Annotated in this window: 22 protein-coding genes and 4 tRNA genes; 19 read left to right on the forward strand and 7 right to left on the reverse strand. The window is 41.3% G+C overall.

All coding sequences use genetic code 11. The features are described 5' to 3' along the window. The first annotated feature begins 12 nt into the window (after positions 1–12). Positions 13–1,068 carry a quinone-dependent dihydroorotate dehydrogenase gene (locus KW060_RS02950; RefSeq protein ID WP_249036866.1) on the forward strand — a complete coding sequence of 352 codons (1,056 nt, stop codon included), beginning with the start codon at positions 13–15 and terminating at the stop codon, positions 1,066–1,068. Positions 1,069–1,081: 13 nt separating this feature from the next. On the opposite strand, the gene bfr is transcribed toward KW060_RS02950, so the two are convergent. After that, positions 1,082–1,561, reverse strand: coding sequence for a bacterioferritin (gene bfr / locus KW060_RS02955; RefSeq protein WP_249036865.1), 480 nt, complete (start codon positions 1,559–1,561; stop codon positions 1,082–1,084). 121 nt (positions 1,562–1,682) lie between these two features. Continuing rightward, positions 1,683–1,868: a (2Fe-2S)-binding protein gene (locus KW060_RS02960; RefSeq protein WP_249036864.1), complete on the reverse strand. Its 186-nt coding sequence runs from the start codon at positions 1,866–1,868 to the stop codon at positions 1,683–1,685. A gap of 169 nt (positions 1,869–2,037) precedes the next feature. Between KW060_RS02960 and arsC the strand changes: the two genes are divergently transcribed. Next, positions 2,038–2,385, forward strand: a complete 348-nt coding sequence (gene arsC, locus KW060_RS02965; protein ID WP_249036863.1) for an arsenate reductase (glutaredoxin) — start codon at positions 2,038–2,040, stop codon at positions 2,383–2,385. Position 2,386: 1 nt separating this feature from the next. Here arsC and KW060_RS02970 read toward each other — a convergent pair whose 3' ends face one another. Together KW060_RS02970 and KW060_RS02975 are read right to left on the reverse strand one after the other, a co-directional pair. Then, complete coding sequence (locus KW060_RS02970) at positions 2,387–2,782, reverse strand: hypothetical protein (protein WP_249036862.1); 396 nt, start codon at positions 2,780–2,782, stop codon at positions 2,387–2,389. Positions 2,783–2,876: 94 nt separating this feature from the next. Further along, positions 2,877–4,589, reverse strand: a complete 1,713-nt coding sequence (locus KW060_RS02975) for an N-acyl-D-amino-acid deacylase family protein (RefSeq protein WP_249036861.1) — start codon at positions 4,587–4,589, stop codon at positions 2,877–2,879. Between the two features lie 157 nt (positions 4,590–4,746). Here KW060_RS02975 and KW060_RS02980 point away from each other — a divergent pair, with 157 nt between their 5' ends. After that, positions 4,747–6,753: a spermidine synthase gene (locus tag KW060_RS02980; protein ID WP_249036860.1), complete on the forward strand. Its 2,007-nt coding sequence runs from the start codon at positions 4,747–4,749 to the stop codon at positions 6,751–6,753. Here KW060_RS02980 and KW060_RS02985 read toward each other — a convergent pair. Beyond that, complete coding sequence (locus tag KW060_RS02985) at positions 6,740–8,272, reverse strand: sodium:solute symporter (protein WP_249036859.1); 1,533 nt, start codon at positions 8,270–8,272, stop codon at positions 6,740–6,742. The genes KW060_RS02980 and KW060_RS02985 overlap by 14 nt on opposite strands. 169 nt (positions 8,273–8,441) lie before the next feature. On the opposite strand from KW060_RS02985, the gene rfbB reads away from it, so the two are divergent. From rfbB to KW060_RS03010, 5 genes are read left to right on the forward strand one after another with little or no spacing between them, the layout of a single operon-like run. Then, positions 8,442–9,497 carry a dTDP-glucose 4,6-dehydratase gene (rfbB, locus tag KW060_RS02990; protein WP_249036858.1) on the forward strand — a complete coding sequence of 352 codons (1,056 nt, stop codon included), beginning with the start codon at positions 8,442–8,444 and terminating at the stop codon, positions 9,495–9,497. 9 nt (positions 9,498–9,506) lie between these two features. Next, complete coding sequence (gene rfbA / locus KW060_RS02995) at positions 9,507–10,388, forward strand: glucose-1-phosphate thymidylyltransferase RfbA (RefSeq protein WP_249036857.1); 882 nt, start codon at positions 9,507–9,509, stop codon at positions 10,386–10,388. Position 10,389: 1 nt separating this feature from the next. After that, positions 10,390–10,926 carry a dTDP-4-dehydrorhamnose 3,5-epimerase gene (rfbC, locus tag KW060_RS03000; protein WP_249036856.1) on the forward strand — a complete coding sequence of 179 codons (537 nt, stop codon included), beginning with the start codon at positions 10,390–10,392 and terminating at the stop codon, positions 10,924–10,926. Further along, positions 10,923–11,831 carry a dTDP-4-dehydrorhamnose reductase gene (gene rfbD, locus KW060_RS03005; protein WP_249036855.1) on the forward strand — a complete coding sequence of 303 codons (909 nt, stop codon included), beginning with the start codon at positions 10,923–10,925 and terminating at the stop codon, positions 11,829–11,831. The genes rfbC and rfbD overlap by 4 nt, the downstream gene beginning before the upstream one ends. A gap of 1 nt (position 11,832) precedes the next feature. Next, complete coding sequence (locus tag KW060_RS03010) at positions 11,833–12,747, forward strand: DUF5672 family protein (RefSeq protein ID WP_249036854.1); 915 nt, start codon at positions 11,833–11,835, stop codon at positions 12,745–12,747. A gap of 79 nt (positions 12,748–12,826) precedes the next feature. Here the strand turns inward: KW060_RS03010 and KW060_RS03015 are convergent. Both KW060_RS03015 and rlmB read right to left on the reverse strand, forming a co-directional pair. Further along, positions 12,827–12,902 (reverse strand) — tRNA-Thr (locus KW060_RS03015). Positions 12,903–13,008: 106 nt separating this feature from the next. Further along, on the reverse strand, positions 13,009–13,875 hold the full coding sequence (gene rlmB / locus KW060_RS03020; protein WP_249036853.1) for a 23S rRNA (guanosine(2251)-2'-O)-methyltransferase RlmB: 867 nt from the start codon (positions 13,873–13,875) through the stop codon (positions 13,009–13,011). Between the two features lie 187 nt (positions 13,876–14,062). On the opposite strand from rlmB, the gene KW060_RS03025 reads away from it, so the two are divergent. The 11 genes from KW060_RS03025 (at position 14,063) to rpoB (ending at position 23,490) form a co-directional block, all read left to right on the forward strand. Further along, positions 14,063–14,147 (forward strand) — tRNA-Tyr (locus tag KW060_RS03025). A 70-nt stretch (positions 14,148–14,217) separates the two neighbouring features. Further along, positions 14,218–14,291, forward strand: a tRNA-Gly gene (locus KW060_RS03030). A gap of 97 nt (positions 14,292–14,388) precedes the next feature. After that, complete coding sequence (tuf, locus tag KW060_RS03035) at positions 14,389–15,579, forward strand: elongation factor Tu (protein ID WP_249037192.1); 1,191 nt, start codon at positions 14,389–14,391, stop codon at positions 15,577–15,579. 51 nt (positions 15,580–15,630) lie between these two features. Continuing rightward, positions 15,631–15,706 (forward strand) — tRNA-Trp (locus KW060_RS03040). Positions 15,707–15,785: 79 nt separating this feature from the next. Further along, a complete protein-coding gene (gene secE / locus KW060_RS03045; RefSeq protein WP_249037140.1) occupies positions 15,786–15,983 on the forward strand; it encodes a preprotein translocase subunit SecE in 198 nt (65 codons plus the stop codon). 3 nt (positions 15,984–15,986) lie between these two features. Then, a complete protein-coding gene (gene nusG, locus KW060_RS03050; protein ID WP_249037141.1) occupies positions 15,987–16,523 on the forward strand; it encodes a transcription termination/antitermination protein NusG in 537 nt (178 codons plus the stop codon). A gap of 201 nt (positions 16,524–16,724) precedes the next feature. After that, entirely contained in the window at positions 16,725–17,153 is a 429-nt protein-coding gene (gene rplK, locus KW060_RS03055; protein ID WP_249037142.1) for a 50S ribosomal protein L11, read from the forward strand. A 4-nt stretch (positions 17,154–17,157) separates the two neighbouring features. Continuing rightward, the gene (gene rplA / locus KW060_RS03060; RefSeq protein ID WP_249037143.1) at positions 17,158–17,856 is read left to right on the forward strand and encodes a 50S ribosomal protein L1; all 699 of its coding nucleotides are present in this window, start codon (positions 17,158–17,160) and stop codon (positions 17,854–17,856) included. A gap of 293 nt (positions 17,857–18,149) precedes the next feature. Next, a complete protein-coding gene (gene rplJ / locus KW060_RS03065; RefSeq protein ID WP_249037144.1) occupies positions 18,150–18,659 on the forward strand; it encodes a 50S ribosomal protein L10 in 510 nt (169 codons plus the stop codon). A gap of 51 nt (positions 18,660–18,710) precedes the next feature. Continuing rightward, positions 18,711–19,088: a 50S ribosomal protein L7/L12 gene (gene rplL, locus KW060_RS03070; RefSeq protein WP_249037145.1), complete on the forward strand. Its 378-nt coding sequence runs from the start codon at positions 18,711–18,713 to the stop codon at positions 19,086–19,088. Positions 19,089–19,389: 301 nt separating this feature from the next. Continuing rightward, positions 19,390–23,490, forward strand: a complete 4,101-nt coding sequence (gene rpoB, locus KW060_RS03075) for a DNA-directed RNA polymerase subunit beta (protein ID WP_249037146.1) — start codon at positions 19,390–19,392, stop codon at positions 23,488–23,490. The last annotated feature ends 17 nt before the right edge of the window (positions 23,491–23,507 follow it).

A 23,507-nucleotide genomic window follows, 5' to 3' on the forward strand; every position in this document is an offset into this window, starting at 1 on the left:
TCAGGACTAGAAATGAACCTATATACTTTTGCAAAGCCTTTCTTTTTTATGTTCTTACCGGAACAGGCCCATACATTGGCGATTACGGCATTAAAATATGGTTTAATTCCGGGAAGCAACCTTCCGCAAAATTCGCGTTTAAGCCAAACATTATGGGGGCTTAATTTTAAAAATCCGGTTGGTCTTGCAGCAGGGTTTGATAAAAACGCGGAAGTTTATAAACCGATGCTTGGACAGGGATTTGGTTTTGTTGAAACCGGTACGGTAACGCCACTGGCGCAACCAGGTAATGAACAACCGCGTATTTTTAGACTGACGGAAGATCAGGCGGTGATTAACCGTATGGGGTTTAATAATAAGGGGCTTGATTATTATATTTCACAGCTTCAAAAACGCGATCCAAATGATGGTATTGTGGGTGCGAATATTGGCGCGAATAAATTAAGTGAAGACCCGATTAATGATTATGTTATTGGGTTAGAACGTGTACTCGGCTTAGCAGATTATTTTACCATCAATATTTCATCACCGAATACACCGGGCTTAAGAAAACTACAGGGTAGGGAAGCGCTTGATGAATTATTGAGTAAGCTTAAAGCTGTGCGTGAGAATGCAAAACTTGAAAAAGAACCGCCGCTTATATTGAAAATTGCACCGGATCTGGACGATCAGGAATGCGAAGATATTGCGGACATTATTTTAAAGCATGAAATGGATGGCTTGATCGTGAGTAACACAACGCTTTCACGTGATGGCTTAACATCAGATCAAAAAGATGAAGCCGGTGGTATGAGCGGTAAGCCGTTATTTGAATTTTCAACACAGGTTTTATCGAAAATGTATAAGCTCACAGAAGGAAAAATTCCACTCATCGGTGTTGGTGGTGTTAGTAATGGTGAAGAAGCGTATGCAAAAATTCGCGCTGGTGCGTCTCTTGTACAGTTATATTCTGCGCTTGTTTATCATGGGCCGTCACTTGCTGAAAAAATCAATCTTGAACTTAATGAGCTTCTAAGAAAAGATGGCTTCAGCAATATTACTGAAGCCACCGGTATAGATCATAAGTAATTGCAGCGATTAATTAATCGTCAGCTTTTTCCATTTGTGACTGAAGGTAGTTTTGTTCACCGACCTGTTCAATAAGAGCAAGATTGGTTTCAAGCCAGTCGATATGTTCTTCTTCGTCTTTTAAGATTTTATCAAAAAGATCACGAGATATGTAATCACGGATTTCTTCGCAGTATGCAATCGCGTCTTTAAGATCTTTATGTGCATCATGTTCAAGAGCCAGATCGCTTTTGAATATTTCGGTTACATTTTCACCGATGCGAAGACGCCCTAAATTTTGCAGGTTAGGAAGTCCTTCGAGGAAAAGGATGCGCTTGATAACGTCATCAGCATGCACCATTTCTTCGATTGATTCTTTATATTCGTGCTTTTCCAGAGCCTCCAGACCCCAGTCGCCCATCATGCGGCTATGCAAAAAATATTGATTAATTGCAGTAAGTTCGTTTTTTAGGACTTGATTGAGATGCTCAATGACCTTTTTATCACCCTTCATAATATGCTCCTGATTACTGTAAGGAAATTACAGTCATCATATTATCAATAAGGGGCTAAGTCAATTGAAACGGGAATTAAGTTATTGATTTTAATAGTGAAAATCATTCTTAAGAAATGATCTACGAGGCACGTTGGATGCTCTTTTCACTGTTGCAGATGTTCTGCGCATCACAAAGGCACATACCACACTGTGGCTTAACACCAAGTGATTGATAAACTTTCACTGCACTTTGGCTGCCTTTGCTTTTGCGGGCGGCTTCGCGAACTGTGTTTTCATTCAATGCATTGCATACACATACATACATTTTTTGCGTCTCCAAATTAACTGATTCTCATTATATGATATTAAGAATGATTGTCAACAATCTTAATAATCATTCTCATTATCTTTTATATTTTAAGAAAATTTGGGTTGTTTTTGTCCGGTAATATTGCCTATAAAACAGTATAACGATTAAAAATTCAGGAAATAAAATGACCGTCACAATTTACCATAATCCACGTTGCAGCAAATCTCGCCAAACAATGGCATTATTAGAAGAAAAGGGTATTTCACCAGTTGTTCGTGAATATTTAAAAGATGTGCCAACAGCAGAAGAACTAAATGATATTCTAAACATGCTTGGGCTTGAGCCACGTGATTTTATGCGTAAAAAAGAAGCGGAATATAAAGAAGCCGGTCTTGATGATGATAGTTTGTCCAGAGATCAACTGATCGCAGGAATGGTTGCTAATCCAAAACTGATTGAACGCCCGATTGTAATAAAAGAGGGCGAAGCCAGAATTGGTCGCCCTCCTGAAAGTGTTCTTGAAATTTTATAAATTATTTCTTTTTAAGAAATAGTAACCAGACTTGCGCTGTAATAATACAGATCGCAAAGAATGAAAGCATCCAGGAATTAAGGTACCATTGTTCGCCCCATGTGAACTCACCTTGTTGAATGCGTACCCATCCTCTGAAATGTTGGTTGCTGGCTACGATTAGGCCATAAACACCAAGGATGCTTGTTACATATTTTAGTATAAAATGACTTGCCCCCGGTAATGTCATAAAGATACCAAGTAATAGAATTACAGTTCTTTGTGCGCGACAGAACGGGCATACATATACTGCGCCTGTAAAATCCATCGCCCATGTACCAATGCCGATTAAAATGGCAATGACACCTAGAATTCTAATATTTTCAAGATACCAATCTAGATCAAACAATCTAATCATTAAGTTTTCCTCTCCCTATATTTATCCCCAAGGATGGGAGGGAAGTTAGCAGTGAACACACTTAATGTCAAATTTTGTTATATTATAACGAATGTTACAACATATCATTAATGTTGCATTGATCTTGCCATCCATTTCGCTTAACGAACCGACCGCTGAAAACATTATTATGTTCACCATCTTTAAGAGCGTGTCCACCATTAACGAAAACATGCACCATACCTTCGGCATATTGATGAGGTTCTTCAAAGGTTGCGGTATCTGAAATTTTGGCAGGATCAAAAATGGCGAGGTCAGCAAAATAGCCTTCTTTAATAGCGCCGCGGTCTTTTAATTTTAAATTGATTGCCGGCATGGAAGTCATCCGTCTGATGGCATCAGACATGGTGAGTGCTTTTTCATCGCGAACATATTTTCCAAGCAACCTTGCAAAATTGCCATAGGTACGTGGATGAGTGCTTGAATTTAAAAATAAGCCTTCATTTGGAATGGCGCGAGCATCTGAACCGAAGCCAACCCATGGCAATGCGAGTTTCTTTCTTATGTTTTCTTCAGACATCATGAAATAAATGGTACTGACATCTGCGCCATTTTCAGCAACCAAATCCATTGCGGTTTCTTCAGGTGATGCGCCGCGTTCTTCTGCAATTTCTGTAAGGCGTTTACCTGTATAATGCCGAAGGTCAGGGTTTGTGAACCCGGCCAGGACAACATTCTCATAACCGGATGCTGCCCCAAGACTTTCCCATGCACGGTTTGGGTCTTTCATTTCTGAAAGTGCTCTTGCGCGCAATTCTGGATCCTGCATATTTTTAATCCAGTTATCAATGCCGCCTTCCTGTATCCATGGTGGGATCATGGCATCAAGGCCCGTTGAACCTGCTGTATAATTATACATGTTGGCACGGATGTCATAACCCGCGGCACGTTCTTCTTCAATGCGAGCAATGACCTTATCCATTTTCGCATAATTTTCCTTGCCCGCTGCTTTTAAATGATAGACTTCTGCAGGGATGTTGGCTTCTTTCGAAATAGTGATCAGCTCTTCAACCGCTTCTTCAAATTTGTTCCCTTCGCTGCGCATATGGGAAATATAAGATCCGCCACAGACACTGGCCGCCTTACTTAAGCTTATTAGTTCATTGGTATCTGAATAAGACGCGGGGGCGTATATAAGCGATGTACCAAGTCCAAGCGCCCCTTCGTTCATGGCATAAATCACATGCTGTTGCATGCGTGTCATTTCTTCGTCTGTCGGTAATCGGTTTTCATAACCAAGCTCGTTTATACGGACGGTCGTTGCCCCGACAAAAGAAGCGACATTTAAAGACGTTCCTTTATCTTCCAAATGTTGCAAGAACTCACCCAATGAGTTCCATGGAATATCGAATTTCATTTCCCCTTGAGCTTCAAGCTGGCTTTTCTTCATTTCATCATTTAATGGTCCAGGCGATGATCCTTCACCAAAAATTTCGAGGGTGACCCCTTGTTTAAGATCGCTCATACCACGACCATCATAGGTAAGCGGTTCTGCCGCCCAGCTAAGTACATTAATAAAACCCGGTGCGACAATCAGGCCATTTGCATCAATTTCATGTTTACCCGAAACATCACCCAAATCACCAATGGCGACAATACGGTCACCTTGAATAGCCACATCGCCAATTTTACCTTCACTGCCCAAGCCGTCATGAATTAATCCGCCACGGATGACTGTATCATACTGTTTTTGTACACTTTCTTCCTGATTAGCACATGCTGTAAGGATGGAGGTAATAGCGAGTAATGCGAAGTGTTTGAGTTTCATGGTGTGGCCCTCGTAAATTATTTTGATACACTCTATAATGATGAATAAAATTGTAAAAGCTTTTAATGCTATATTGAGAAAAGCTGATTAAAATGGAAAAATAAATACTAAAAAGGGGAATATCATTTTAGTACAGAATTTCTTTTCAAGATATCTGATGGCTTTGGCCATATTGATCAGCGCATTTTTGCTGTTTCAAATTCAGCCAATGATCGCGAAATATATTCTGCCTTGGTTCGGCGGAGCATCAACGGTTTGGACAATATCAATGTTGTTTTTCCAAGCGGTGTTGCTTTTAGGTTATGGGTATTCCCACTTTGTCGTAAGATTTTTGAAACTGAAACATCAACCGGTCCTTCATGGTATTGTTTTAATTATAGCATTTGCATTTTTGCCCATGTCACCGGATCAATATTTAAGCGAAGGTTCAAGCAATAATCCGATACTGAATATTTTGATCCTGTTATCTCTGGCGATTGGATATCCATATTTTCTACTTACGACAACAAGCAGCTTGATACAGTCATGGTACGGAAAATTAAATCCGGATAGGTCTCCGTATCCACTTTATGCGCTATCCAATTTTGGATCACTCGCGGCATTATTAAGTTACCCGTTCTTTTTTGAAATTAGGTTAGCTCTTCAGGATCAGACATATTACTGGTCGGTTACAATGATGGTTTTGATTGTATTGATGATCTGTAATTGTCTGTATTTTTATATTAAATGCGGTAGAGAAAATTTAAAAACGGATGAAACAAAAGAAAGTACCAAACATAGCTCTCCATTTATGTGGTTTTGTTGGTCATCCGTTGCATCTGTTCTGTTACTTGCGACATCTGATTATTTAAGCCGTGATGTTGCGTCCGTGCCGCTTCTTTGGGTGGTGCCGTTATCGTTATATCTACTCACCTTCATTTTATGTTTTGAAAGCCAAAGATGGTATAAAAGAGCGGTTTTCTTACCATTATTTTTCCTGCTTATTGCAGTTGCAATTTTTGAACAAACCAAACTGGTTGAATTGACGTATGTGCTTCAGATTGTTCTTTATAATTTAACTTTATTCCTTGCCTGTATGCTTTGTCATGGTGAACTTATAAAGTTGAAGCCAGATGTTGATCATTTAACAAAGTTCTATCTTTTTGTATCAATCGGTGGCGTGTCGGGCGGTGTGTTTATCGGCCTCGTCGCGCCGGTGTTGTTTCAAGTGCCGATTGATATCCATATTGGATATTTGTTTTTGGTTGTTTTACTGACGGTGATGACCCTTAAAAAACCGGAAGCGATAAACCGTATTTTCTCCGTACGGGTTATGGGGGCATGTGTGTTGTTATATTTTGTGTTAATTGGATCATATTATAATAATTACACCAGTGCTGCCGTCGATATCTCCAGAAATTTTTATGGCAGTGTCCGTGTATTGGATGAACAGGCCGGATCAGATCAAATAAGGTCGCTTGCCCACGGCACCACCGGCCACGGCATTGAAATTGTCGGGGATGACCCGGATAATCTGAAGGCCACGGCATATTACGGCATTTTTAGCGGTGTTGGACAAGCCATTCAGCTTTTTGATGATAAGCCATTAAATATGGGGATGGTGGGCCTCGGCATTGGTACCGTTGCAACATATTTAAAACCAAGTGATCATCTTGAGGTTTATGAAATAAATCCGCAAGTGACAGAATTTGCTAATAGCTATTTCAATTACTTAAAAAATACACGTGGTACAGTAAATGTGAAACATGGGGATGGCAGGTTGCTGTTAAACGCAGATGAAAATAAGAATTTCGATATTCTCGCCGTTGATGCGTTTAGCGGTGATTCAATTCCCGTACATTTGCTGACGAATGATGCAATGGACATCTATAAAAAACATTTATCACAAGACGGGATACTTGCGTTTCATACATCTAATAATTATCTGGATTTAAGGCCTGTTTTATATGGACTTGCGGATAAGGCGGATATGTTCGTTGTGGAAATCCTTGATCGGGGTAACATTAGTTCCCATACAAAACAGTCCCAATGGTTTTTATTAACCCGCGATGAAATGACATTCGAAGAATTGAGGTTGTTTTCCAGCATTGTGGAAAAACCGCAGGATTTGCAGCCAATATATTGGACTGATACCAGCAGCAATATTTTTTCTATCTTGAAATAGATTTTGAGTTTCCAGCACAGCATACCAAAAACGAAACAGTTGTGCCGATTAATAGCTGCCAACTAAAAGCAATATGTTGCATGAATTCTGGAAAATCAAAAAGCGAAACAAAATATTTTTGCTGAAAAAGTGTTACCATGAAACCGGTAATAAGTGCCGCAATTACGGAATTATTTGATCCACGATTGGTGAATAAAACCGTGAAATAAACACCAAGCAATCCGGAATAGGCAAACACCATTAATGATAACGCAAAATCAATCAGCGGAAGTTCGGAGTATCTTTGCCAATAATAACAAATGATCGACATAGCAAATAGAACGATACCTACTAGTGCCATGCCGATTTGTCCTGCGCGTACGAAATGCTTTTCTGTTTTTTTGTTTTCCTTATCAAACAGCGGACGGTAAAAATCTTGTATCAGAACCGATGACATGGAATTAAGGCCGGAGTTGATCGTCGATACTGCAGCGGCGATAACACCAACTGTAACCAATCCTTTTAAGCCTGCAGGCAGTTCATTTAAAATATAAAACATAAAAATGGTGACCCGTTCGCCATTGAATGATTGTGACGCAACATCGATCCCATTCACCAGTTCGGGATGGTCGTAAAATATGTAAAGCAGTGACCCGATTGCCATGAATAATGCAATAATTGGAATACCGGCGATGGTTGATAATATTAATGCATTTCCGCCTTCGCTGGATTTCTTACAGGTTAAAAGCCGCTGGGTAATATCCTGATCTAATCCCAGGCTCGCGATATAAAGCAGGATCATTCCGGAAAAAATGGATATCAGCGCATAGGGCGCAGAAAAATCAAGACTTGCATCAAAAAGAGTCAGTTTATTTTCTTGTGCAAGAGTATCAATAATATCAAATCTGCTTAACGGAATTTCACCAAGCAGGAAATAAAGAACCGCAATTGCTGAAAAGACATACATCACAAATTGCAACAAATCCGTCCATATTACTGATCTGATCCCCCCAAGGAATGTGACAGAAAAGCCAAGTGCAACAAGTATAAGTGATGATAAAATAATGTTCGGTGCATCAATATTGGAAAAAAGAATCATTGATATGGCAATGGCCGCAAGAAATAACCTTGCGCCACTGGCGAAAAAACGCCCCACTATATACATCAACCCCGCCGCGCGCATGGCCAGTTCACCATACCTATCGTTAAGAATGTCATAAACGGTGGTGGCATTTTGTTCATAATATTTGGGAATTAATACGCGCGCGACAAACAGTGCACCAATTAATGCGGAAATATTGGCGGCAAGATATGTGAAATTACCGCGGTATCCTTGATCCGGGCCACCAAGAAAGGTCGCCGCCGATTGTGTGGTTGCAATAACCGATATCGCCACCACAAATGGCGCCATATTATGGGAACCGAGGAAATAATCTTCAATATTTCGGGATTTCTTACTGAACGACCAGCCAATCACAAACAGGATAAGCAAATACCCGCTTACAATAAACCAATCTAGTATTGAAAATGCACTTGTCATGAACTACCCGAATTTGCGTTAGAGGGCCATGTATAAAGGGAAAATGACTTTCGGGCAATTTTATATTATTTTAGGAAAATGTTACTAAGACTTTCCTTTTAAAAATAAAGAGTTATAAAAGAATTGGCTATAATTTATGGCGTTGTTTGAATTAATGTAGGGGAAATTAATGAATATCATATTTACTGGGGGTGCTGGATTCATCGGCAGTGCTGTAATTCGTCATATCATAAATAACACTTCCCATCATGTTTTAAACGTCGATAAACTTACGTATGCGGGCAATTTAGACTCTCTGGCTTCTGTAGAGCACTCAGATCATTATCGGTTTGAACAAGCGGATATCTGCGACAAAGATAAAATGATTGAGCTTGTTGATGATTTTAAGCCCAATATAATAATGCATTTGGCCGCTGAATCCCATGTTGACCGTTCAATTGATGGTCCGGGTGAATTCATGACTACTAATATTATTGGAACATATACATTATTAGAAGTTTCCAGGCACTATTGGCAGAGCCTTAATGATGAAGAGAAAAATAATTTTCGATTTCATCATGTCTCCACGGATGAAGTGTATGGAGATCTTGATGGAACAGATAATCTGTTTCTTGAAACTACACCTTATGATCCTAGCTCTCCTTACTCTGCATCCAAAGCCAGTTCCGATCATTTGGTTAGGGCCTGGAACAGGACATTCGGTTTACCTGTTGTTGTGACAAATTGTTCAAATAATTATGGACCATTTCATTTTCCGGAAAAATTGATCCCACATATGATTTTAAATGCATTAGCAGGAAAACCACTTCCAATATATGGTGATGGACAACAAATCAGGGATTGGCTTTATGTAGATGATCATGCCCGAGCCCTCTTTAAAGTAGCGACAGAAGGTAACATCGGCGAAACATATAATATTGGCGGGCATAATGAAAAAGCAAACATTGAAGTCGTGCACGAGTTATGCGAATTATTAGAAGAGTTGGCACCAGAAAAACCAGAAGGCGTTGAAAATTATAAAGATCTAATTGTTTTTGTTAATGATCGCCCCGGACATGATGTACGTTATGCAATTGACGCCAGTAAAATACAAAAATACCTTGGTTGGAAACCTGATGAAACCTTTGAAACAGGCTTAAGAAAAACAGTCGAATGGTATTTAGATAATAAATCCTGGTGGCAGCGAGTGTTAAATGGTGATTATAACTTAGAACGTTTAGGGTAGGGGGAAATAATGACTACGAATTTTAAAGGTATTGTTTTAGCAGGTGGTTCTGGTTCCAGATTGCATCCAATTACGATCGGTGTCTCAAAACAATTGTTACCAATTTATGATAAACCGATGGTTTATTATCCAATTTCAGTGCTCATGCTTGCGGGTATAAATGATATATTGATTATTTCTACCCCGGAAGATATGCCAAGCTATCAACGCCTGTTAGGGGATGGCTCACAATTTGGTGTTCATTTCTCATATAAAATTCAGCCTTCGCCGGACGGGCTAGCTCAGGCCTTTATTTTAGGCGAAGATTTTATTGGTAATGATAATGTGGCCCTTGTGCTTGGTGATAATATTTTCTTTGGACAATCTTTTTCAGACTTCCTTGCGGCCGCGACTAACTGCCAAAGCGGTGCGACCGTATTTGGATATCATGTTAGTGACCCAGAACGCTTCGGCGTTGTCGATTTTGATGAACATGGGAAAGTAACAGGAATTGAGGAAAAACCGCAAAAACCAAAATCAAATTATGCGGTAACGGGGTTATATTTCTACGATAATGATGTAATTGATATTGCTAAAAATATTAAACCATCTGCCCGTGGTGAACTGGAAATTACGGATGTAAATAAAGCATACCTAGAAAATAATATGTTGAACGTTAATTTGTTGGGGCGTGGGTTCGCATGGTTAGATACAGGAACACACGACAGCTTAATGGAAGCAAGTCATTTCATTCAAACGGTTGAAAAGCGACAGGGTTTCAAAATAGCTTGTCTTGAGGAAATTGCCTATAATAAAGGCTGGTTGAACAAGGGTGATTTATTACAAAGAGCCGAGAAATTGAATAATACAAGTTATGGCCAGTATCTAATACAAATAGCTAGGGGCTATTAAAATGAAAGTGATTCCTACAGATATTGCAGATGTGGTTATCATTGAACCAAAAGTGTTTGGTGATGATAGGGGGTTTTTCCTGGAAACTTTTCAGAAAGAACGATACCGGGAACTAGCTGGGATTGATTGTGACTTTGTTCAAGATAACCATTCGAGGTCAAGTCAGGGCGTTCTTAGAGGATTACATTTCCAAAAAAATAATCCACAAGGAAAGCTAGTTCGTGCGGTAAGAGGAGAAGTCTTTGATGTCGCTGTTGATATTCGTAGAGCTTCTCCAACATTTGGTAAATGGGTTGGGGCGCATCTATCAGAGGGAAATAAAAAACAATTATGGATTCCACCTGGATTGGCACATGGTTTTCTTACGCTATCCGAAACGGCAGATTTTGAATATAAATGTACCGATTATTATGATCCCACTGATGAAGGATGCATAATATGGAATGATCCGGACATTGGTATAAATTGGCCCATTGATATGCCACAGCTTTCTGAAAAAGATGCCGCTGGCGCACGTTTAATGGATCTTTTTTCATGAGGGTATTAATCACTGGCAGTGAAGGACAATTAGGTTCTTGCCTTTTAGATAGGGTGCCTGATGAATGGGATGTCCTTGCAACATCTAGAGCAACTCTTGATATAACTTCATCAAAAGAAATAAATGAAGTTCTAGGCCGATTTAATCCGGAAATCGTGATTAATACTGCGGCCTATACTGCTGTTGATAAAGCAGAAGATGAAGAAGATGTTGCTTTCGCGGTGAATGCGCTTGGTCCTAAATATCTTGCAGAATATTGCACTCAGAATGGGGCTCTACTGATGCATATTTCAACGGATTATGTTTTTGATGGAAGCAAGACAGGTTTATGTAAAGAAACCGATGTCATTAATCCCATCAATGTGTATGGCAAGACTAAAGCCGCTGGTGAAAAATACATTATTGAGAGCGGCTGTAATTATATTATCATCCGGACATCTTGGGTTTTTAGTGAATATGGAAATAATTTTGTCAAAACAATGCTCAATTTGGCAAAGACGCGCGAAGAGATAGGTATTGTATCGGATCAATTTGGCGGCCCAACCTATGCCGGCGATTTGGCCATGACTATAATTGAAATTATTAAACATAGAAAAGATGAATTAAATTCTATGTTCAATATATTTCATTATAGCGGAATGCCACACACGACGTGGGCTAACTTTGCAGAGGAAGTTTTCGAGATTGCCTTTAAAGAGAAAATTCTGCCTGACCGAGTAAAAGTAAATCACATTCTTACTTCTGATTATAGAACTGTTGCGCGTAGGCCGATTTGCGTCAAAATGAGCTGTGAGAGAATAGAAAATACCTACAAAACAATTCCTACAATGATGTGGAATAAGGGGCTTATTAATGTTTTGTCTAAAATTAAGTATCAATATAGTAGTAAAACGATAGGGGGTTGAAATGAAAAAAATATTTTCAAATGCAAATGCCCCCATAGACTTGAATGGAAAACTAAAGAACTCAAGCGCTCAAATCATATATAAGATATTAACAAAACAAGGTGTGTGCAGGGAAAATATTGTTGGCTCTCATATTGCTCATATGTATAACTCATTAAGAACGTTATCATCAGTCCCTGACTTTCAATCTATTGTCGGTATTTTACCCAATCAACGCAAACATGAGTTAGGCGAAGATGTCCCAGTATTAGGTGTTATCGTTGAAACTAGGGAACATCCGCAGTTATCGTTTGTTATCGAAAATGTGATTGAAAACACAGGCATTCCAGTCCAATTATTTCATGGGGAAAAAAATCTTGAATTTATACTGAATTCGCCAATATCCAAATGGATTAAAAGTGGTCAAGTGCATCTGACGTTATTAAATACTGACGAGCTATGTGCACGAAAATATAATGCTTTGTTCCTTTCAAAAGAATTTTGGCACAATGTGCGTGGGCGAAAAAAAATATTAATATTTCAGACGGATGCCATCATATGCAGCAATTCTGAATATAGTTTAGATGATTTTCAGAGTTATGATTACATAGGATCAAAATGGAATCGTAATCGTACATTAGGATTAATCATTGACGGTGGTAATGGCGGTCTTAGCTTAAGAGATTGGTCAAAAACATATGAATGTATAGAACGCTTTCCAGCTGAATTTTGGCGAGGAGGGGAAGACGGATATTTTGCTTTTCATATTGATCTAATCGGTGGTAAGGTTGGACGAGAGGATGAATGTGCAAAATTTAGTACGCAATATCAATTTTTATATAACAGTTTTGGGGCGCATCAGCTTTCATGTTTAATTGAAAAAACAGATAGAGAAGCTTTTAAGGATTATTGCCCTGAATCTGCGTTTATGATTTAAATTTCTAATACAAATGAAAGTAAGCATCTAAGTCATATAATCTTAGAAGTGGTTTGCAATATAACTTTAAGAGAAAAGGTGGTGCCCCCACACGGACTCGAACCGCGGACCTATTGATTACAAATCAATTGCTCTACCAACTGAGCTATAGGGGCACACTAAAAGATGTGTGTTTCACGTTGTTTCGTGAAAGTAGGCGCAACCTAGTGATGTTTTATTTTAAAATCAAGCGTTATTTTTATCAAAATTATTTTTTTTTGATCACGCCGAAAAAACATACAGCGCTACGGCTGCTGCATTGGATACATTTAGGCTTTCTACGGTACGGCTAATTGGCAGTTTTACAAGGCCATCGCAATGGTCTGCTGTACCTTTACGGATGCCTTTTCCCTCTGCACCTAATACAAGAGCGATATTATCACCAAAGTCGGCATCACGGACATCCTGATCCGCATACCCATCCAGTCCGATACGCCAATACCCCATTTCGGCTAGGGTGTCCAAGGCACGACTCAGGTTAGTCACACGAACCCAGGGTAGGGCTTCTAATGCGCCGGATGCTGATTTTGCGAGTACACCTGATTCTGGTGGTGCATGTCTGTCGGTTGTGACAATCGCTTTTGCGCCAAAGGCAGCGGCGCTTCTGATGATCGCTCCAACATTATGAGGGTCAGTGACTTGATCGAGAATAAGCACCAGATTTCTTTGATCGGGTAGGGCCACACATGCTTCATCCAAATGTGTATCGGGTAACGGATCTGTTAATAGGGCAATGCCCTGATGCACAGAATCAGCGGGTAGATTTTTTTCAAATACTTCGATTGGTGCGATTTCAGGATTTAACGCCCGGTGTTCAAGATGTATTTTTTTTAGATCAGCCTGATATTGGTCATGGCTTCTTTTGCTAACGATTAATCGTTTGATTCTTCTTAACGGGTTTTCAAGCGCAGAAAGAACCGCGTGTTTTCCATATAACCATAAACCGTTATTCGTGACTTTTGGTGATTTGGATGCATCAAAATTTTGACCACGTGATTGATGATGTGTTTGACCACGGGGCGAATTATTTTTTTTCGGCGCGCGGTTTTTATTTTTTGGTGACGATAATTTGTTTTTTTTTCTGCTCATGGCCCTTGCTATAAGCTACTATTGCGGTAATGGCAACAGCTTTGAAACATTACGAAAATATGTTTTTTTTATAACTTTCTTCGTAGTTTCTGAAAAATAGTGAAAAATAACATTGACATCGTGAAATAAATGTCCATATTGCGGCTTCAAGTTACCAATATTTATTGGTGACTGACTCCTGTTTTTTGGAGGGGTGGCCGAGTGGTTAAAGGCACCAGACTGTAAATCTGGCCGCGTAGCGTACACAGGTTCGAATCCTGTCCCCTCCACCATTTCCCAGACTTTTGTTCTTATAACAAAAGTTAGGAAAATAGATAACCAGGGCCGGAGCGGAGCTTATGTGCGGGCGTAGCATAATGGTAATGCAGCAGCCTTCCAAGCTGAATACGAGGGTTCGATTCCCTTCGCCCGCTCCAAAAGAATTTAATGCGGTGGATGTGCGATATCGCCATACACTGATGTGTTTAATAAGGGAAAAGAAGAAAAACCCTTTTGAAACTTAGGTAGAGAAAAATGGCTAAAGAAAAATTTGAACGCAATAAGCCGCATTGTAACGTAGGTACAATCGGCCACGTTGACCACGGTAAGACAACTCTTACTGCGGCGATTACAAAAGTACTATCAGAAGTTGGTGACAGTGAAGCAGTTGACTTTGCAAACATCGATAAGGCTCCTGAAGAGCGTGAGCGTGGTATTACAATTTCCACAGCACACGTTGAGTACGAAACAGACAACCGTCACTATGCACACGTAGACTGCCCAGGGCACGCTGACTATGTTAAGAACATGATCACTGGTGCTGCTCAGATGGACGGTGCTATCCTTGTTGTTAACGCAGCGGACGGACCAATGCCACAAACACGTGAGCATATCCTGCTTGCACGTCAGGTTGGTGTTCCGGCGCTTGTTGTTTACCTAAACAAAGTTGACCAAGTTGATGACGAAGAGCTTCTAGAGCTTGTTGAAATGGAAATCCGTGAGCTACTAAGCGAGTATGAATTCCCTGGTGATGATATTCCAATCGTTGCGGGTTCTGCACTTGCTGCTATGGAAAGCCGTGACGACAACATTGGTAAAGAATCAATTCTTAAGCTGATGGAAGCTGTTGATGAGTATATCCCACAGCCAGAGCGTGCTATTGATGGCGCATTCCTAATGCCAATCGAAGACGTATTCTCAATTTCTGGTCGTGGTACAGTTGTTACTGGTCGTGTTGAGCGCGGTATCGTAACAGTTGGTGACGAAGTTGAAATCGTTGGTATTAAAGAAACACAAAAAACTACGGTTACTGGTGTTGAAATGTTCCGTAAGCTTCTTGATACAGGTGAAGCTGGTGATAACATTGGTGCGCTTATCCGTGGTGTTGGTCGTGAAGAAGTTGAGCGTGGTCAGGTTCTTGCACACGTTGGTACAATCACACCTCACACAAAATTCAAAGGCGAAGCTTACATCCTTACTAAGGATGAAGGTGGTCGTCACACACCATTCTTCACAAACTACCGTCCACAGTTCTACTTCCGTACAACTGACGTGACTGGTGTTGTTACACTTGAAGACGGTGTTGAAATGGTAATGCCTGGCGATAACGTTTCTGTAAACGTTGAGCTAATCAACCCAATTGCGATGGACGAAGGTCTACGCTTTGCGATCCGTGAAGGCGGTCGTACAGTGGGCGCCGGCGTTGTTGCCAAAATTATTGAATAGAAATATTCAGAACGGAGCGCACTTGAAATATAGTGCGCTTCGCCTATTTGTAGGAGTGTAGCTCAGTTGGTAGAGCACCGGTCTCCAAAACCGGGTGTCGGGAGTTCGAGTCTCTCCACTCCTGCCATTTAATTTAAAAGTGGATTAATGATGAAATTTGGAGTATTCATCATTTTTTATTCACAAAGTGACATGGAAGTTTGACAATGGCAAAAACAAGTCCTGCAGAATTTGTTCGTCAAGTTCGCCAAGAAGTATCAAAGGTCGTATGGCCGACACGTAAAGAAGCGATGATTACCACCATTATGGTGTTTATCATGGCATCTGTAATGTCGATTTTCTTCCTTGGTGTTGATCAACTGTGGAGTTTTGTCGTTAGTTTCTTACTTGGGCTTGGAGCATAAATCATGGCAGCTGGTGCAAAATGGTACATCGTTCAAGCCTATTCAGGCTATGAAAAGAAAGTCGCGGAAGCAATCAAGGCTTCAGCAGAGCTTCACGGATTAGACGCGCTTATCGAAGAAGTGCTTGTTCCTGTTGAAGAAGTTGTTGAGGTGAAGAAGGGTAAGAAGGTAACTTCTGAGCATAAATTCTTCCCTGGATATGTTCTTGCGAAAATGATTATGACTGATGCTTCTTATCACTTAATCAAGAATACACCAAAAGTCAGTGGCTTTTTGGGTGCAAGCGGAAAACCTTCTCCGATCAGTGAAAAAGAAGTTGCGCAGATCCTTCATCAAGTTGAAGAGGGTGTAGAGCGTACTTCACCATCTGTATCTTACGATGTGGGTGAAGAGGTTCGCGTTATCGACGGACCGTTCAATTCATTCATCGGTGTTGTTGAGGGTGTTGATGTTGAAAAAATGCGCCTTAAAGTTTCGGTTTCGATCTTTGGTCGCGCTACTCCTGTTGAACTTGAATATAATCAGGTTGAAAAAAACTAGTAATATTGTAAATAGGCTGCTATAAGCCGCATTTACGAGTCGCTAAAAGATTTTTTGTTTTTTGGCGGCTTCTCATTTTGGAAATAATTTCTGGAATGGGTAGGGCGTAAGCCCAGAGCGTGTGGTAGGCCCGCCATAGCCGCACCACATCCCTTTAAACTTTCGGGAGTAATCCCGTGTATAATTATTAAAAGGTATACAATGGCGAAGAAAATTGACGGATACATTAAGCTACAAGTGCCTGCGGGCGTAGCTAACCCATCACCACCGATTGGTCCAGCACTTGGTCAACGCGGTGTTAACATCATGGAATTCTGTAAAGCGTTTAACGCAAAAACACAGGACATGGAAAAGAATATGCCGATCCCGACTACTATTACGGTATACGCGGATCGTAGCTTTACGTTTGAAATTAAGTCTCCACCAGCATCGTTCCTTATTAAAAAGGCTGCGAAACTTAAATCTGCTGCAAACAATCCTGGCCGTGAAGTGGCTGGTTCTGTTACTGCGGACCAAGTTCGTGAGATCGTGGAAATGAAAAAAGCTGACCTTAACGCGAATACGCCTGAGGCTGCTTTTGATATTATTGCTGGTACTGCCCGTTCAATGGGTATCGAAGTAAAAGGATAAGATGATGGCTAAACTTTCAAAACGCGTTAAAGCAATGCGCGACGGTCTTGACCTTGATGCTTCATACTCAGTTGAAGATGCAGTTAAGATTCTTAAAGAGCGTTCAAAAGTAAAATTCGACGAAACAATTGAGGTGGCAATCGGACTTGGTGTTGATCCTCGTCATGCTGATCAAATGGTTCGTGGTGTTATTGGTCTGCCAAACGGCACAGGTAAAGATGTGCGTGTTGCGGTATTCGCACGTGGTGACAATGCTGAAAAAGCAAAAGCTGCTGGTGCTGAACTTGTTGGTGCAGAAGACCTAATGGAAACAATTCAAAAAGGCGAAATGGACTTTGATCGCTGTATTGCGACTCCGGACATGATGGCTGTTGTTGGTCGTCTTGGTAAAGTTCTTGGTCCACGTGGCCTTATGCCAAACCCAAAGCTTGGTACTGTGACACAGGACGTTGAAGCTGCTGTTAAAGCTGCTAAAGGCGGTCAAGTGGAATACCGCGTTGAGAAAAACGGTATTATCCATTGTGGTGTTGGTAAAGTAAGCTTTGATGAAAAAGCGCTTGCAGAAAACGTAAAGGCACTTGTTGGTGCTGTTGTTAAAGCAAAGCCTGCTGGCGTTAAAGGTACGTACTTTAAGACAATGTCCATGTCATCAACAATGGGCCCTGGTCTTTCAATTGATACATCATCAGCGCTTGGCGAATAAGCCAAGCTGATGAAAAAGAATTCCGTTAGACGTGTCTGACGGGAACTTGGGGTTACGACTTCATTGACGTAATCCCGGCTTGTCCGAAACTGCAGGTGTTGGAACCTCGAAAGAGGGAAAGATTTAAGCCTAGAGGCCTGCATAGATGGGGTTGTGATTTATGTCACAGTTTCCGTGTGGAAGCCCGAAAGGGTGAAAGCGACAGGCATGAGCGGTAAAGTGGTTTCGCTTTATCAAATTTGAACGGTAAAGGTTGATTTATTAATCTTTGCAAATTGAAATCGGAGACGAGAATGGATCGTACTCAAAAAGAGGAAATGGTATCCTTTCTTAAGGGTGTTTTCGACACTTCTGCTTCTGTTGTGGTAATTCGCAACAATGGTTTGAATGTGGCTGAAATGTCAGACTTACGCAGACAAATGCGTGAGGGTGGCGCCACTCTAAAGGTTGCCAAAAACCGGCTTGCTCGTCTTGCTCTTGATGGCACTGAAATTGAAGGCCTCGGAGATCAATTAACAGGTACAACTGTCCTTGGATATTCTGAAGACGTTATTGCGCCTGCAAAAGTTCTAGTGAAGTATGCTAAAGATAACGACAAGATCGAAATCGTTGGTGGTACAATGGAAGATACTATTCTTGATGAGAATGGTGTTAAAGCATTGGCTGCACTTCCAGGACTTGATGAACTTCGTGGTAAAATCGTTGGGCTTCTACAAGCACCAGCAGGAAAACTTGCATCTGTTACGCAAGCTCCTGCCGGTCAATTGGCTCGCGTATTCGGTGCTTATGGATCGCAAGGTTAAAGCGACCCAGGTTTCGATTAATTATTAATATTTGTACTAAAGGAAAATAAAATGGCTGATCTTGAAAAGATTGCTGAAGAACTATCTGCACTAACGGTTATGGAAGCTGCTGAGCTTTCAAAACTTCTTGAAGAAAAATGGGGCGTTTCTGCTGCTGCTCCTGTTGCTGTAGCTGCTGCACCTGGTGCTGCTGCTGGTGGCGAAGCTGCTGCTGAAAAAGACGAATTTGATGTTGTTCTTGCTTCTGCAGGCGACAAGAAAATCAACGTGATTAAAGAAGTTCGCGGTATCACAGGTCTTGGACTAAAAGAGTCTAAAGAAATGGTAGAAGGCGCACCTAAAGTAGTTAAAGAAGGCGCTGCTAAAGCTGAAGCTGAAGAAATTAAAGCTAAGCTAGAAGCTGCTGGTGCTACTGTAGAACTTAAGTAGTTCTAACTAAATTTTGAAGGTGGTGCAGGACAAAAGTCCCGCACCGCCTTTGCCCTTATTTTAAGGGGAAGTGTATTAAACAACGATTTGGATATATAAAAATTTGTTGAAGAACAATAATTTACCATTGATTTTGGTAAGATTTTGACTAATTTAAAATAGCCGTTTTCAGAAGCTTTTCTGAAGCGGTTTTTGGCGTATCTGATTTTTTGTTTATTTTTTTAATGTTGGTTTGCTTTTAAGTTGTTGTAATTTATTGGTAAATTTAACTTGATCGAGAATATATTGGCGAGGGTTGAACATGGCGACTTCTTATTCCAGTCGTAAAAAAGTTCGTAAGAATTTTGGACGTATCCGTGAAGTGGCAGAAATGCCTAATCTTATTAAGGTTCAAAAAAGCTCTTATGATCAGTTTCTACAAACAGATATTGCACTTGATGATCGTACGAATGACGGTTTGCAAGGTGTGTTCAAAAGCGTATTCCCTATTGCGGATTTTGCTGAAACGGCATCACTAGAGTTCGTGTCATACGAACTAGAGAAGCCAAAGTATGATACTGATGAGTGTCAACAACGTGATATTACATATGCAGCGCCGCTACGCGTGACGTTGCGTCTTATTGTTTTTGAAGTTGATGAAGAAACAGAAGCGCGTTCTGTTCTAGATATTAAAGAGCAAGACGTATACATGGGCGATCTGCCGCTTATGACAGACCGTGGTACATTCATTGTAAACGGTACTGAGCGTGTAATCGTATCTCAAATGCACCGTTCGCCAGGTGTGTTCTTTGATCATGATGGTGGTAAAACACAGGCGTCAGGTAAATTCCTGTTCTCTGCTCGTGTTATCCCATACCGTGGTTCATGGCTTGATTTTGAATTTGACGCGAAAGACATTATCCATGTTCGTTTTGACCGTCGTCGTAAGATGCCTGTTACTACGCTTCTTTATGCACTTGGTTTAAGTGCGGAAGATATTCTTGATTATTATTATGGCCGTCTGACTTACAGCAAAGTCAAAGGTGGCTGGAGTGTACCGTTTGATGCTGAAAGATGGCGTGGTTCAAAGCCGACGTTTGATCTTGTTAATGCAAAAGACGGCGAAGTTATTGCCGAAGCAGGTAAGAAGATCACACCGCGCGCTGTGAAGAAGCTTGAAAAAGCTGGTGTTGAAAACCTTCTTCTTCCTGATGATGATCTGATTAACCGTTTTGCTGCTGAAGATATGGTCAACGGTAAAACTGGTGAGATTTACATCGAAGCCGGTGAAGAGATTACTGCAGAGCACCTAGAAGTGCTTTCAAAAGCAGGTTATAAGAAAATTGATACGCTTGATATCGATCACGTGCGTGTTGGTCCGTTCCTGCGTAATACATTGATGGCTGATAAAGTTCAGAACCGCGATATGGCGCTATCTGAAATTTACCGCGTTATGCGCCCTGGTGAGCCACCAACACGTGAAACAGCGGAAGCGCTATTCGAAGGCCTATTCTTCGATGCGGAACGTTATGACCTGTCATCTGTTGGTCGTGTGAAAATGAACATGCGTCTAGACCTTGATTGTCCGGATGATCACCGCGTGCTTCGTAAAGAAGATATTCTTGAAGTTCTAAGAACAATGATCGATCTTAAAGACGGTAAAGGTGTTGTGGATGATATTGACCACCTTGGTAACCGCCGTGTTCGTTCAGTTGGTGAGTTGATGGAAAACCAATACCGTATTGGTCTTCTGCGTATGGAACGCGCGATCCGTGAACGTATGAGCAGTATTGATATTGATACAGTAATGCCGCATGACCTTGTGAATGCGAAGCCAGCTGTTGCTGCTGTTCGTGAATTCTTCGGTTCATCGCAGTTAAGTCAGTTTATGGACCAAACAAACCCGCTTTCAGAAATTACGCATAAGCGTCGTTTATCTGCGCTTGGACCAGGTGGTCTAACGCGTGAGCGTGCTGGTTTCGAGGTGCGTGACGTGCATACAACTCACTATGGTCGTATTTGTCCGATTGAAACACCTGAGGGTCCAAATATTGGTCTGATCAACTCGCTCGCGACATATGCGAAAGTGAATAAGTACGGTTTCATCGAGACACCTTACCGTAAAGTTGAAGGTGGCAAAATTACTGATGAGGTTGTTTATCTTTCAGCGATGGAAGAAGAGAAATACACAATCGCGCAGGCGAACACGCCACTTGATGATAAAGGTGACTTCGCACATGAAGTTGTTGACTGTCGTCAAGCAGGTGATCATGTACTTAAGAAACATGAAGATATTAACCTTATGGACGTTTCACCGAAGCAGGTTGTTTCTGTTGCTGCGGCGCTTATTCCGTTCCTTGAGAACGATGACGCGAACCGCGCGCTTATGGGATCAAACATGCAACGTCAGGCCGTTCCTCTTCTAAAAGCGGAATCACCATTCGTTGGTACTGGTATGGAACGCGTTGTAGCGCGTGATAGTGGTGCAGCGGTTGTTGCAACACGTGGCGGTGTGATTGACCAAGTTGATGCGATCCGTATTGTGATCCGTGTAACGGATGAAATCGATCATGATAGCTCAGCTGTTGATATCTATACGCTACAAAAATTCCAACGTTCAAACCAGAACACATGCATTAACCAACGCCCGATTGTTAAAGTGGGTGACGTGGTTAAGGCTGGTGATGTTATTGCTGACGGTCCATCAACGGATCTTGGTGAACTGGCACTTGGTCGTAATGTGCTTGTGGCCTTTATGCCATGGCATGGTTATAACTTTGAAGATAGTATCCTTATTTCCGAACGTATCGTGAAGGACGACGTATTCACATCGATCCATATCGAAGAGTTCGAAGTAATGGCACGTGATACGAAGCTTGGCCCAGAAGATATCACACGCGATATTCCAAACGTGGGTGAAGAAGGTCTTCGTAACCTTGACGAAGCTGGTATCGTATATCTTGGCGCTGAAGTTCATCCTGGTGATATTCTTGTTGGTAAGATTACACCAAAAGGTGAAAGCCCAATGACACCAGAAGAAAAACTTCTTCGTGCGATCTTTGGTGAGAAGGCTGCTGATGTACGTGATACATCAATGCGTCTACCGCCAGGTGTTGCCGGTACAGTTGTTGAGGTTCGTGTGTTTAACCGTCACGGTATTGATAAAGACGAACGTGCGATCGCGATTGAGCGTGAAGAAATCGAACGTCTTTCAAAAGACCGTGAAGATGAGCAAACAATCATCGATCGCAGTATCTATGTTCGCTTGAAGCCGCTACTGCTTGGTGGAAAAATCCTAAGTGGTCCAAAAGAAGTGAAAAAAGGTGACAAAGTTACTGAAGAGCTTCTTGGCGAACTTTCAAAAGGTCTATGGTGGCAAATCGCTGTTGATGATGAAAAAGTCATGGAACAGGTTGATGCGCTTCATCAACAATTTGAAGATGCACGTGCGCAACTTCTTGCTCGCTTTGAAGAAAAAATTGAAAAACTTCAACGTGGTGATGAGCTTCTTCCAGGCGTTCTTAAAATGGTTAAGGTTTTCGTTGCTGTTAAACGTAAACTTCAGCCTGGTGATAAGATGGCTGGTCGTCATGGTAACAAAGGGGTTATTTCCCGCATTCTTCCACAAGAAGATATGCCGTACCTTGAAGACGGAACGCCAGTTGATATCTGTTTGAACCCACTTGGTGTTCCATCACGTATGAACGTGGGACAGATTCTTGAAACTCACCTTGGTTGGGCGTCACGTGGTCTGGGTGTTCAAATCACAGAAATGCTTGATGCGCATGATAAAGCCGAAGTTGAAAAGGCTGAAGAGCTACGTGCCAAGTTTAAAAACGTATATGACGAAACACAGTATGATGCTGAGATCGCACCTCTAAATGATGAAGATGTGATCGGTATGTCAGACAACCTACGTAACGGTATTCCAATGGCGACACCTGTTTTTGATGGTGCACATGAGCCAGACGTTGTTAGCATGCTTGAAGAAGCAGGTCTTGACGGATCAGGTCAGGTTGATCTTTATGATGGTCTGACAGGTGACAAGTTTGACCGTAAAGTAACCGTTGGTTACATTTACATGCTTAAGCTTCACCATCTTGTTGATGATAAGATCCATGCTCGTTCCATTGGTCCATACTCACTTGTTACGCAGCAACCACTTGGCGGTAAAGCCCAGTTTGGTGGTCAGCGCTTCGGTGAGATGGAGGTATGGGCACTTCAGGCATATGGTGCTGCTTATACACTTCAGGAAATGCTAACCGTTAAATCGGATGATGTGAATGGCCGTACGAAGGTATACGAAAGTATCGTTCGTGGCGATGACAGCTTCGATGCGGGTGTTCCGGAATCATTTAACGTTCTTGTGAAAGAGATGAAATCTCTGTGCTTGAATGTTGAACTAACAAATCACAACCAATAGGACCGTTACTGGATAAG

It is taken from the genome of Pseudemcibacter aquimaris (assembly GCF_028869115.1).
Lineage (GTDB): Bacteria > Pseudomonadota > Alphaproteobacteria > Sphingomonadales > Emcibacteraceae > Pseudemcibacter > Pseudemcibacter aquimaris.